Source organism: Streptomyces genisteinicus (assembly GCF_014489615.1).
Classification (GTDB): domain Bacteria; phylum Actinomycetota; class Actinomycetes; order Streptomycetales; family Streptomycetaceae; genus Streptomyces; species Streptomyces genisteinicus.
In genome coordinates this window covers 3743225-3755516 of record NZ_CP060825.1, presented here as the reverse complement: position 1 = coordinate 3755516, position 12292 = coordinate 3743225, and the positions used below count along the sequence as shown (strand labels likewise).

General features: G+C 76.7%; 9 protein-coding genes. 6 read left to right on the top strand and 3 right to left on the bottom strand.

Features of this window, described 5'->3' with window-relative positions; genetic code table 11:
- Window positions 1-232: 232 nt before the first annotated feature.
- The gene (locus IAG43_RS16310) at window positions 233-646 is read right to left on the bottom strand and encodes a hypothetical protein (RefSeq protein WP_187741449.1); all 414 of its coding nucleotides are present in this window, start codon (window positions 644-646) and stop codon (window positions 233-235) included.
- A 455-nt stretch (window positions 647-1101) separates the two neighbouring features.
- Between IAG43_RS16310 and IAG43_RS16305 the strand changes: the two genes are divergently transcribed.
- From IAG43_RS16305 to IAG43_RS16290, 4 genes are all read left to right on the top strand, one after another.
- Window positions 1102-2118 carry an endonuclease/exonuclease/phosphatase family protein gene (locus IAG43_RS16305; protein WP_246574380.1) on the top strand — a complete coding sequence of 339 codons (1017 nt, stop codon included), beginning with the start codon at window positions 1102-1104 and terminating at the stop codon, window positions 2116-2118.
- A 65-nt stretch (window positions 2119-2183) separates the two neighbouring features.
- Window positions 2184-3209, top strand: coding sequence for an NADP-dependent oxidoreductase (locus tag IAG43_RS16300; RefSeq protein ID WP_187741447.1), 1026 nt, complete (start codon window positions 2184-2186; stop codon window positions 3207-3209).
- Window positions 3210-3294: 85 nt separating this feature from the next.
- The gene (locus IAG43_RS16295) at window positions 3295-3540 is read left to right on the top strand and encodes a DUF2630 family protein (RefSeq protein ID WP_187741446.1); all 246 of its coding nucleotides are present in this window, start codon (window positions 3295-3297) and stop codon (window positions 3538-3540) included.
- Between the two features lie 515 nt (window positions 3541-4055).
- Window positions 4056-6038, top strand: a complete 1983-nt coding sequence (locus tag IAG43_RS16290) for an FUSC family protein (protein ID WP_187741445.1) — start codon at window positions 4056-4058, stop codon at window positions 6036-6038.
- A 234-nt stretch (window positions 6039-6272) separates the two neighbouring features.
- On the opposite strand, the gene IAG43_RS16285 is transcribed toward IAG43_RS16290, so the two are convergent.
- The gene (locus IAG43_RS16285) at window positions 6273-6668 is read right to left on the bottom strand and encodes an RNA-binding S4 domain-containing protein (protein ID WP_187741444.1); all 396 of its coding nucleotides are present in this window, start codon (window positions 6666-6668) and stop codon (window positions 6273-6275) included.
- A 354-nt stretch (window positions 6669-7022) separates the two neighbouring features.
- Between IAG43_RS16285 and IAG43_RS16280 the strand changes: the two genes are divergently transcribed.
- Window positions 7023-8024 carry a hypothetical protein gene (locus tag IAG43_RS16280; protein ID WP_246574379.1) on the top strand — a complete coding sequence of 334 codons (1002 nt, stop codon included), beginning with the start codon at window positions 7023-7025 and terminating at the stop codon, window positions 8022-8024.
- 107 nt (window positions 8025-8131) lie between these two features.
- On the opposite strand, the gene IAG43_RS16275 is transcribed toward IAG43_RS16280, so the two are convergent.
- A complete protein-coding gene (locus tag IAG43_RS16275; RefSeq protein WP_187741443.1) occupies window positions 8132-10183 on the bottom strand; it encodes a PhoX family protein in 2052 nt (683 codons plus the stop codon).
- Between the two features lie 330 nt (window positions 10184-10513).
- Here IAG43_RS16275 and IAG43_RS16270 point away from each other — a divergent pair, with 330 nt between their 5' ends.
- A complete protein-coding gene (locus IAG43_RS16270; protein ID WP_187741442.1) occupies window positions 10514-12205 on the top strand; it encodes a VWA domain-containing protein in 1692 nt (563 codons plus the stop codon).
- The last annotated feature ends 87 nt before the right edge of the window (window positions 12206-12292 follow it).

Genomic DNA, 12292 nt, shown 5'->3' with positions numbered 1-12292 from the left:
CGGTGCGGACGCGGGGGCGCGGGGCGGGTTCCTCGGCGCGCGGCGGCGGGGCCGGGGTGCGTGCTGTGACCGCGCCGCGGAACCCGCCCCTGACGCGACGCGCGGCCGCCGGAACCGGTCCGGCGGCCGCGCGTCGCGTCAGGGGGCAGGTGCTCCCGGGTTCAGCAGGGTGCACCCGGGGCCGGGGCGGGATGCTGCCCCCGGCACTGCCGTCGGCAGCGGTGCGACGGGGTCACTCCCGCACGTAGAAGGCGTAGAACATGGCGAGTCCCGTCGCCACACCGCACGCCAGCCCGATACCGGCGGACCGCAGCACGCTGCCGCCCGCCAGGCTGGTCAGGAAGCCGATGGTCGCGCCGGTGAGCGCCCCGTACGCCGCAGCCCGCAGCTCACGCGGCAGGCGGTCCTGGATGCGGCCGAGTCCGAAGGCGAGTGCGCCCAGGACGACGGCGCAGATGATGCCGACGAGCCACTGGGCCCCGTCCGCGATCCCGCCGTCCTGGAAGCGGAGGATGGAGGCGGCCCAGATGCCGGCCGCCACCGCGAGCACGGCGGGCAGGAGGAAGCCGAGCGGATTGTGGTGCCGCCGTTCCGTCGTCCTCCCGTGCCGCCGCCGACCGTGCGGCATCGCTGCTTGAGTGGCCATGGCGCAGAGCTCCTTCCCTCTCACCCCCGCGCGTCCTCATCCCAGGGCACACCCGTCGGGGCCCGCGGGCAACTCCGCATGCCGGCGACCGCGACCCGGCACCGGGCGCGGTCGCCGTCCCGGGCGCCGCATTCCCGCGCCATCCGGCCGAGCCGGCGCGACGGACGGCACCGGACTTCCCACACCGCGCGCCCGCTCCGGCGCGACGGCACCGGACTCCCGCGCCACCCGCCGACGCCACCGACCCCGGCACCGGACACCCGCGCACGCCACCGACCCCGGCACCGGATTCACGCGACACGCGCCGGGACATCGCCGCCCCGGCGCGGCACAGGCGCAACGATTTCGTCGGGAGAGGCGTCCTCAGGACCGAGATGGTCCCGTGTCCGGGCTGTTCCGGTGCCACGGCGGGTGGCCGGAGCGGCTCCGGCCCGCGGACCGGAGTGGAGAGCGGAGTGCACCCAGCGTCCCGGCAGCCCGTCCCGGCGCCCCCGGAGGCCGCGCCGCCCCCGAGGGCGCGCGGCCGGACCGCCGCATGGCTCGCGGGCCTCCTGCTGGTCCCGCCGACCGCCGTCGCCGCCTGCCGCGCCGCGGACAGCGACGGGGTCACCCCCGTGATCCAGCTCCTCGCCTTCCTCCCCTGGCTCCTCGTCCCCGCCGGTCTCGCCCTGCTGCTCGCCCTGCTGGGCCGCCGGCCGCTGCTGGTGGCCTGGGCGGTGACGGTCCTCGCGGTCACCGGCTGGTACGCGAGGCCCTACGACACCGGCCTGGCCGACCGCCCGCCCGGTCCGGTGACGGCCCGGATCGACGTGCTCACCGCGAACGTGCAGTTCGGCTGGGCGACCGAGGCGCTGGTCGAGGCGGTCCGCCGGGAACGGCCCGGGATCGTGTTCGTGCAGGAGTGCCCGCGCAGCTGCGCCGCCACCCTGGCGCGGGGGCTGCCCCGCGACGCCTATCCGTACCGCCTCGCCGCGGGCGGCGAGGGCGCGGCCGGCTCCGCGCTGCTCAGCCGGTATCCGCTGGAACCGGCCGACGGGGTGCCGGCGACGCTCGCCATGCCCGGCGCCGTCGCGGAGATCGGAGGGCGCCGGGTGACCCTGCAACTCGCCCATCCGCTGCCGCCGGTGCCCTCCGCGGTCGACGGCTGGCGCCGGGAACTCGGCCGGCTGGCCGACTGGGCCGCCGCACACCGGGACCGGCCCACCCTGCTGGCGGGCGACTTCAACGCCACCGGCGACCACGCCGCGTTCCGCCGCATCCTGGACCGGGGCGGCCTGCGCGACAGCGCGGCGCTCGCCGGCGCGGGCGGCACACCGTCCTGGCCGGCCCGCCTCCCCCGGCCGCTGGGCGCGCAGATCGATCACGTGCTCGCCGGCGACGCCTTCTCCGTGCGCTCCGCGCGCTTCCTCGACCTCGCCGGCTCGGACCACCGCGCCCTGCTCGTCTCCCTCGCACTGCACGACGTGCGCTGACCGGTCCGCCGGGTCAGAGTGAGGAGGCGAAAAGACCGGGGGCGGTGTGTTGGGAGGCATGGCGGATGCGTGCTGTCACGGTCGGTTCCCACGGCGCCGAGCCGCAACTCGTCCAGGTGCCCAAGCCCGAGCCCGCCGAGGGCGAGATCGTCGTGAAGGTGGAGTACGCGGCGCTCAACCCGGCCGACTGGCAGGCGGCCGGCGCCCCGGCGGTCACGGAGCCGGCCAGGACCGCCCCGTCCGCCTCGTCCGCCCTGTCCGCCTCGTCCGCCTCGTCCGCCTCGTCCGCCTCGTCCGGAGCGGCGGCCTTCCCCCGGGTGCTCGGCACGGACTTCGCCGGCCGGGTCGACGTCGTCGGCCCCGGCGACAGCCGCTTCCGGGTCGGCGACCCGGTCTTCGGCCTGGCGGTGCGGCCGGAGCACGCGGGCAGCTACGCCGAGTACGTGTCGGTGCACCAGGACGGCCCCGTCGCCCTGGTCCCCGCCGGCCTGTCGCTGCGGTCGGCCGCTGCGCTGCCCACCGCGGGAACGGCGGCCGCCCAGGTCCTCGCGGTCAGCGGGGTGCGGCGGGGCGGCACCCTGCTGGTCGTCGGGGCGGCGGGCGGTGTCGGCAGCTGCCTCACCCGGCTCGCCGCGGGGCGGGGCATCGGCGTCGTCGCCGTCGTCCGGGGCGACGAGCGACGGCGGATGAGGGACCTCGGCGCCACGACCGTCGTGGACGCCACCGCCGGGAGCGTGGACGCCGCGGTACGGGCGGCCTGCCCGGAAGGGGTCGACGGCGTCGCCGACCTGGTCTCGGACACGGCGGACGGCTTCGCCCGGCACGCGGCGCTCGCCCGGCCCGGCGCCGTCGCCGTCGCCACCCGGCGGGGAGCGGGGCTGGGCGGGCTTCCCGGCGACGTGGAGGGTGTGGCGTTCCGGATGCAGGCCTCGTCCACGCTGCTCGAAGCGCTGGCCGCCGCTGCCGCCGAAGGCAGTCTCGACCTGCCCCTGGACGCCGAGCTCCCGCTGGAGAAGGCCCCGGACGCCCTTGCCCAGAACCGTGCCGGCGGCGCCCGCGGCAAGACCGTCTTCGCCCTGCGGGGCGCGTGAGCACGGACGGCGGGGCCGCCGCCGGGAGCCGCCGTGCCCGCACACCGCATCCCACCGCACCGCTGCCGGCAGCGAAGGAGCCGTGATGGACGACGAGCAGATCATCGACGACATCGGCGGACTCGTGGAGGAGGAACGCGCCCTGCGCGACGCCTCCCTGCGGCAGGGCGGCCTCGACGCCGCGCAGCAGGCCCGGCTGACGGAGCTGGAGATCCGGCTCGACCAGTGCTGGGACCTGCTGCGCAGACGCAGGGCCGCCTCCGAGTTCGGCGCCGACCCCGACACCGCGCAGGTGCAGCCCGCCGACGAGGTGGAGGGGTACGAGAGCTGACCGCCCGACGCGGCCACGGCACGCCCCGGGACCGTCCCCCGTGCCGCCCGGTGCGGGGCCGCCTCCGCGTTGCGCGCCGGCCTCGATGCCGACCGATCCGGAGCCGACCCGGGTGCCACCCGATGCGGTGCCCCGAAGCCGGGCGCGGTGGCTCCGCGGACGACGCGGCGCCGGGACGAGACCGCACAGGCGCTCACCCGGCCGGCTCGGGCCCTCCGCGGCCGGATCGGCGGACCGCCCACCCGATCCGGGACCGACCGATGCAGGGCCGCCCCGATGCAGGGCCGACCAGTCCACCGCGGGTCCGCCCGGCTTCCGGAGGCGTCGCGCTCCGCCACCACCGCCGGCACCACGCGGCCGCCGCCCGCTCGCGGGCCGGGCCCGGCCCGGCCCGCGAGCACCCCCGCCCGGAAACCACCCCCACCCCGGGGGCCGTCCCGCCCGGCGCGCGGCGCGGAGCGGCGCCGCGCCGTTACCGTTGCTGCGGACAGCCTCGGCGGGGTGTGGTGACGGTCATGACGGAACGTGAGGACGGCTCCCGTGCGGGCGGCGGGCGGCGGCCGGGACTGCTGAGCCCGCCCGCGTGGCTGGTCCACGGTCTGCGCCCGCAGGACGCCCCCGTTCCGTGGGCGGCGGTCGCCCGGGCCTCCGTCGCGCTGGCCGCCCCGCTCGCCGTGGGGATCGCCGCGGGACACCCCGAGTACGGCGCCCTGGCGTCCATGGGCGCCCTCTCCGGAGTCATCGGCGACACCGCCGACGCGTACCGGATGCGGCTGCTGAACATCGCCGTGCCGCAGGTCTTCGGTGCCGCGGGCATCATGCTCGGCACGCTGGTGTACGGGCACGGCTGGGTCGCGGTCGGCGTGCTCACCGCCGTCGCGCTGGTCTCCGGGATGATCTCCTCCATCGGCGCGGTCGCCTCGGTGTCCGGTCTGCTGCTCCTGCTGAACGCCGTCGTCGGCGCGGGCCTGCCGATGCCGGACCCCTGGTGGACGGCGCCCGCCCTGCTGTCGGTCGGCGGGCTGTTCGTCCTGGTGATGACCCTGCTCGGCTGGCCGTTCCGGCGCGCGGCGCCGGAGCAGGCGGCCGTCGCCGCCGCGTACCGCAGCGTCGCCGAACTCCTCGCGGTGGCCGGCACCCGCGACACCGCCGCGTACGACGGACGCCGCCACGACGTCACCCGGGCGCTGGACACCTCCTACGACGTGGTCCTCGGCCGCCGCGCCCATGACCACGGCCGCCGCGCGCCGATGGTGCGGTTGCTCGCGCAGCTCAACGCGCTGATCCCGCTCGTGGAGTCGGCCGCCGCCGCGCACCGCTACGGCAGGGCGTCGCGGCGGCCGGAGGTCGCGGCCGCCGTGCGCGCCCTCGCCGACTCCGTCGCCTCCGGCCGCCGCACCGCGCCCGAACTGCCGCTGCCCGAGCCGGAAGGGCCCGCCGACCGGGCCGTCGACCGCGCGCTGCGGCACGCCTCGGCCGTGGTCCACGAAGGCGGCCCGGAGGCCGGGCAGGCGGACGACCGGCTCGGCAGACCCGCCGCGCTGCGGGTGCGCCTGCGGCGCACGGCGCGGAGCGCGCTGACGTCCGGGCAGTCCTGGCGGTACGGGCTGCGGCTGGCGCTCTGCATCGGGCTGGCGCAGTCGTTCGTGTCGCTGGTGCCGGTGAGCCGTTCCTACTGGGTGGCGCTCACCGTCACGTTCGTCCTCAAGCCGGACTTCGGATCGGTGTTCTCCCGCGCGGTGCTGCGCGCGCTCGGCACGGCCGCGGGTCTGCTGGTGGCGGCCGCGGTGCTGGCCGCCGTCCCGCGCGGCTGGGCCGACGTGCCCGTGATGATGGTCCTCGCCGCGCTGATCCCCGCCTTCTCGGCGAAGGGCTTCGTCTTCCAGACGGCGGCGGTCACACCGGTGATCCTGCTGCTGTCGGACGTGCTCAACCACGAGGGCTTCCACCTCGTGCTGCCGCGGCTGCTGGACAGCCTCATCGGCTGCACGATCGTCCTGGTCGCCGGATACCTGCTGTGGCCGGAGAGCTGGCACACCCGGATCGGCGACCGCCTGGCCGACGCGGTGGAGGAGACGGCGCGGTACGTGCGGGGCGCGTTCGGCGGCGTCGAGCACGCGGAGCGGGTGCGCCGGCGGCGCAAGCTCTACCGGGACCTGTCCTCGGTGCGTGCGGAGTTCCAGCGCGCCCTGACCGAGCCACCGCCCACCGGCGCACGGGCCGCCGCCTGGTGGCCGCTGGTGGTCGCCGTGGAGCGCATCGTCGACGCGACGACGGCCGCCCGGGTGCGGGTGGACCACGGGGCCGCGCCACCCGGCGCGGAGGAGGTCGCGGACGTCGAGCGACAGGTGTGGGCGCTGGCTGCCGGGCTGCGCTCCAGCGTGGTGCTGGTCGAGGTGCGCGCCGAGTTGAGCGGCGACGAGGAGGGCGTGCTGGAGCCGCTGCGGCAGGAGGTGCGGGCGGCACGCGCCATCGCCTCGCCCACGGGGAAGCCCTGAGCGCCGGACGCCGGAGCGCCGGACGCCGGCACCTCGCCCACGGGAAGCCCTGACGGCCGCGCGCCGACGTCCCGCCGCGCGCAGCGCCCCTGTACCGGCCGGTGCTCCCTCGCCTCGCCGCACGGAATCCCCGGCGGCGCGGACCTGCCGCCTCGCGAAACCCCGACGGCGCGGACGCGCCTCGCGAAACCCCGGCGGCGCGGACGTGCCGCGCGGCGGCCGGGCCGGGGGCGGTCAGTCCCTGGGCCGCGCCCCGTGCAGGCGCTCCAGTTCGCGGCGGTCCCGCTTGGTCGGACGGCCCGCGCCCCGGTCGCGTACGGCCGCCGGAGCGGTGAACTCCCGCGGCGGGGGCGGCGGGCTGTGGTCGGTGTACGCCTCGGCGGCCACCGGGGCGCCGACCCGCTTGCGCAGGATCTGCACGATGACGACGATCCGCTCGCGTCCCTCGTGGAACACCCGCACCTGGTCGCCGACGCGCACCGCCTGCGCCGGCTTCACCCGCTCGCCGTTGACCCGCACATGGCCCGCCCGGCAGGCGGCCGACGCCTGCGAGCGGGTCTTCGTCAGCCGCGCCGACCAGACCCAGACGTCGACCCGTACCGTCCCCGCGCCCGCTGCTTCTCCAGCCATGCCACCGACTCTACGACGCCCGGCGCCGACGCTCCCCCGACAACGGGAGTCCCGTCGCGCGCCCCGTGCACGGCGCCTGCTCACCGCCCTCCGAGTCCGGTCACGGGAGCGGCACCCCACCCCCTCACCACAGCGCACCCGTCCGACTACGATGCGCACCGTCTGCCTCTTGCGGAGGCACATCCTCCGCCGACGGGCGTCTCCTCCGGCGTGCCCGCGCACTCGCGCGGCGACAGGACGTCCGGACTCATCCGCGGCCGCCACCGGAACACCCGCCCACCACCGCGCCACGGACCACGACCGCCACCCGCACCACCACGACCGCGACCACGCGCCGCAGGAAGGAGCCCGCCCGTGCCCCGTGCCCCCCGTCTGCCCCGGCTGCCGCGGCGGCCCCGGCGCCGCCGCCGCTTCGCCCCCGACTTCGATCCGGCCCACGGCGACGCCGAACTGTCCCGCGCACTCGACGACATCGTCGTCGGCCGCTGGCAGGGACTGCGCGAACTGCTGGGCACGCCCCCCGGGGAGGACACCGCGCGGCGCACCCACCGGATCAGGGTCCTCGCCCACGCGGCCGCGGGCTCCTCGGCGACCCGGGTCTGGCTGAACGCCGAGCCGGACAGCGGCGACGCGGCCGTCCTGCGGGCGGCCACCGAGGTGGTCCGCGTCTTCCACGGCGCCATCGCCGCCGGTCACCGCGCCGCCGTCGACCGGGCGCGGATCGACGCCGCGGCCCGCTGCTGCCTGAACGCCGCGGCGAAGTCCCCGGACGACCCCGCGCCGTGGGTGTCGCTGCTGACGCTCGCCCGGCTCTACGAGGACGGCGTACCGCGCCGCGACCTGCGCCGCTGGTGGGACGAGATGCGCCGGCGCGACCCCTGCAACGTCGAGGGGCACGTGCAGATGCTGCGCTACCACTCGGCGCGCTGGCACGGCACCCACGGCCGGATGTACGACTTCGCCCGCGACGCCGCCGGCGCCTCGCCGCCCGGGTCGCCGCTGCCCGTGCTGGTGCAGATCGCTCGGGCCGAGGAGTACCGTCACATCGCCGACGGGGCGCAGGGGCGGGTGGTGCGCGGCTTCGACCAGCACTGGAAGCACGAACTGGCGGTCACCGACATCCGGCGCACCTGGGAGCGGTGGATCCTGTGGCGGGCCGACGGGCCGGTGGCACCGCACCTGGTCGCGGAGCTCAACTACCTGGTCCACGCGGCCTGTCACGCAGGGCTGCTCCAGGAGGCGGCCGGGCTCCTGCGGCTGCTGGAGGGCAGGGCCGCGCACCTGCCGTGGGCGTACACGGGGGACCCGGCCGCGCAGTTCACCGCCTGGCACGCCCGGCTGCTCGGCACGCAGTGAGCCGGGGCCGGGGGGTGGGCCGGGGCACGTGGTGAGCCGGGGCCGGGGGCGCGCGGTGCGGGCCCCCGGCCCCGGCTCGGCAGGACGGACGACGACGGCGGCGGCGATCAGACGCCGATGTCGCGGCCGTCCTTGCGGTACACCGCGACGACCGACGGCCGGACGATCCTGCCCGGCCCGTCCGGCCAGGCGCTCGCGGGCTTCTCGACGGACGCGCCGTCGACCTCGCCCGGGTGCTGGACGGCGACCAGCACGCGCCGCTCCTGGATGACCGGGCCGCAGGTCTCGGCACCGGTGGGCACGGTCAGGAACTGCTTCAGCTCACCGCGGCGCTCACCGTGGGTCGCGACGCCGAACAGGCCGTCGTGCGAGCCCAGTGCGTTGCCGTCGGTGGAGAGCCACAGGTTGCCGTGCGGGTCGAAGGCCACGTTGTCCGGGCACGAGATCGGGCTGACCTTGTCCTTCGGGAACCCGGCGAAGTACGTGGCGGGGTCGGCCGGGTCGCCCGCGACCAGGAACAGCCGCCAGGCGAACCCGTCGGACGCCGGGTCGTCCCAGTGCTCCGCCAGCTCCAGCACGTGGCCGTGCTTGTTGGCGTTGCGCGGGTTGGCCTCGTCGGCGCCCGCGTACCCGGCCTTGCCGCGGTTGCTGTTGTTCGTCAGGGCGACGTACACGCGGCCCGAGCGCGGGCTCGGCTCGACGTCCTCGGGGCGGTCCATCTTGGTGGCGCCGACCTTGTCACCGGCGAGGCGGGTGAAGACGTACACCTCCTCGGCGGTCATCCCCGGCACGTGCGAGACGTCGCCGGTGGCCAGCGGGATCCACACCCCGGAGCCGTCGAACTCGCCGTCGTTCGGGAGCTTTCCGGTGCCGTCGATCTCCGCGGCGGGGCTGTCGCCCGTCAGCTTCGCGACGTACAGGGTGCCCTCGTCGAGCAGCGTGCGGTTGTGGGCGCGGGCCGCTCGGCTGCCGCCCTTCATCATCCGCTTCGACGAGACGAACTTGTAGAGGTAGTCGAAGCGCTCGTCGTCGCCCATGTAGACGACGGGGCGGCCGTCGTCGGTCAGGCGCGGCTGGGCCGCCTCGTGCTTGAAGCGGCCGAGGGCCGTGCGCTTCGCGGGGGTGAAGTCGGGGTCGTAGGGGTCGAGTTCGACGACCCAGCCGTGCCGGTGCGACTCGTTCGGCTCCTGCGCGGCGTCGAAGCGCTTGTCGAACCGCTCCCACTTGCGCTCGGTGGCACCGGTGCCGAGGCCGTAGCGCTTGTCCGTGTCGCTCGACCCGTTGGCGAAGTACTGGTTGAAGTTCTCCTCGCCGTGCAGCGTGGTGCCCCACGGAGTGGTGCCGCCCGCGCAGTTGTTGAGGGTGCCGAGCACCTTGCGGCCGGTCGGGTCCGCCGAGGTGCGCAGCAGGGCGCCGCCCGCGGCCGGGCCGGTCACCTCGAACTCGCTGGTCGCGGTCAGCCGGCGGTTGAGGGGGTGGCGGGTGACGGGCGTGAGCTTGCCCGAGCGGTGCTCCTCCTGCACCACGACGACCGAGAGGCCGTGCGCCGCCCAGGCGATCTCGACCTGCTCGCGGGTCGGGTTCGCGGGGTCGTAGCCCTTGAACATGAGGATCTCGTCCGTGTACTCGTGGTTGGCCACGAGCACCTGGCGGCCGCGCTCGCCGGGCAGCGGGAGCAGGCTGAGGAAGTCGTTGTTGTAGCCGAACTGACCGGCCTGGGCCTTCGCCGTCTGCCGGTCCGGGTCGAAGGCGGGGGCGCCGCGGAGGATGGGCTCGCCCCAGCGGATGACCACGTTCTGGGCGTAGCCCTCGGGGACCGTCACCTTGTCGTCCCGGTTCGGCGCGACGGGCGCGAAGCGCAGGCCGCGGGCGCCGTCGTAGCGCTTGGCCCGGTGCGCGGTGCCGCCGTGCGCCTCGGCGGGGGAGCCGCCCTGGACGACGGCGGCGCCGCCCGCGGCGGCGGCGACGGTCACGACCGCGGCGGCGCGCATCATCGAGCGGCGCGACAGCGCACCGGCTATGACGTCACCGGCGTACTCGTTGTCGCTGGTGTTGGGGACCTCGTGGAAGCAGGCGTCGCCGCAGCGGTAGCGGCAGGTGAGAGCGGACCGTCCGCCGGCGTGCGGGGTGGTGTTCAACAGCGGCAGCAGTTTGCGCACTTCGTCCTCCTTCGGCGCATCCCGCGCCGACATGGTGTCGGAATGATTCCGGCCGCGACGTTAGGCGCGCACCCCGGCACGGCGGCGGACGGAACGTGAACACCGCATGAATGCGGCACGGCCGGGGCGCGGTTGAGCTGTGAGGCGGTACGCCGGCGGACGGCCGTCCGGGCGGACCGCGCCGCTCCCCGGTTGCGCTTGCGGGTGCCCTCCCGGAAGCCCTCGAACAGGGCCGCTAACCTTACGTGTCAGCCCTGGCCCACGCGGCCGGGCGGAACGTCTGCAGGAGCGGACAGTCACCGCACCCAACTCATGCGAAAGGCCCCGCCCATGGGTATTCGGAGCTTGCTGCGCAAGGTGTTCGGCCGTGATCGTGGCGGCCCCGAGGAGTCGGCGGCGACCTCCGTTCCGGCCCAGACCGAACGTACGGAACCGGCCACCGGCACGGAGGCGACGACGGCGACGGTCCCGTCGCAGACAGCGGCGGACCGCGCGGCCGAGGCGCTCGTGTCGGCGGCGTTCGACAACCCCGCCCCGCGTTACGCCTCCTCCCCCTCGGTCCCGGCCCAGGCGGGCCCCGCGGAGGAGCCGGCTCCCGCGGCGAAGGACGCGGCCCCGGAGAAGGCCGCCGAAGAGCCGGCCGAGCCCGCGACGCCCGGGGCTCCCGCCGCACGGGTGACCGAGCCCGAGCCGGAGGCCCTGCCCGCGGCGGACGAGCCCGTCGCCGAGGAGCCCGCACCGCGGGCGGCCGAGGCGGCTGCACCCGCGCCGGAGACCGCCGCGGAGGCGGAGGCCGGCACCGCCGGGAAGGCGGCCGACCCGGAGCCCGTGACGGAGTCCACCGAGGCGGCCGTCGCCGAGACGGAGACGGACGCCGCACCTCCCGCCGCCGTGGTCGTCCCCGAACCGGCCTCCCCGGTGACCGCCCCCGAGGCAGCCGCCGACGCACCGGCCCCCGTCGAGCCCGTCGCGGAGCCCGCCCCGGCAGCCGAACCTGTCGCGGAAACGGCCCCCGAGCCCGTCGCACAGGCCGAACCCGTGGCGGAGGCCGCCCCCGAATCCGTCGCGGAGTCCACCCCGGCCGCGGAGCCCACCGTGGAAACGGCCCCCGAGCCCGTCGCACAGGCCGCTCCCGAGCCCGAGCCCGCTGCCGAAACGGCCCCCGAGCCCGAGCCGATCCCCACCCCCGAAGCCGCCGACACCCCCGAGGCACCGGCGACCCCGGATGCCCCCGAGGCCGAAGCCGAGTCCACCCCGGCAGCGCCCCCGCAGCCCGAGCCCGTCCCCGAAGCCGCCGACACCCCCGAGGCCGAAGCACCCGAAGCCGCCGACGCCCCCGTCGGCAAGGCGGCCGTGGGGCTCGCGCGGGTGAAGTCGCGGGCGCCGCTCGTGGTGGACGCGTACCGGACCGCCGGTGCCGCGCTCAGGAAGGCGCAGCTCACCGGGGCGCGGGCACGCGTGTACCTGGTGCTGGACCGGTCCGGTTCCATGCGGCCGTACTTCAAGGACGGCAGCGCCCAGGGTCTCGGCGAGCAGGCGCTCGCCCTCGCCGCGCACCTCGACGAGCGGGCCACCGTCGACGTGGTCTTCTTCTCCACCGATGTCGACGGCACGGGCGAGCTGACGCTCGACGCGCACGACGGCCGCGTCGACGAGCTGCACGCCGGTCTCGGCCGGATGGGCCGCACCAACTACCACCTGGCCGTCGAGCGGGTGCTCGCCCTGCACGCCGAGGCGGGCACGGACGACCCCGCGTTCGTGATCTTCCAGACCGACGGCGCCCCGGAGTCGAAGACCGCGGCCACGGCGGCGCTCGCCGAGGCCGCGGGCCGTCCGGTGTTCTGGCAGTTCGTGGCGTGGGGAGAGCACGGCTCGAAGGCGTTCGACTACCTGCGCAAGCTCTCCGTCCCGAACGCCGGCTTCTTCGCCGCCGGGCCGGCTCCGCGCGAGCTGACCGACGCCGAGCTGTACGCGGGACTGCTGGCGGACCTCGCCCCCTGGCTGGCCGCGCGCGGCGCCTGACCACGCGCCCCGGCGCCGCCCCGGCCCCGCACCCGCCGCGACGCGGTGGTGCGGGGCCGGGCGCGTTCACCACCGCGACCGGAGGCG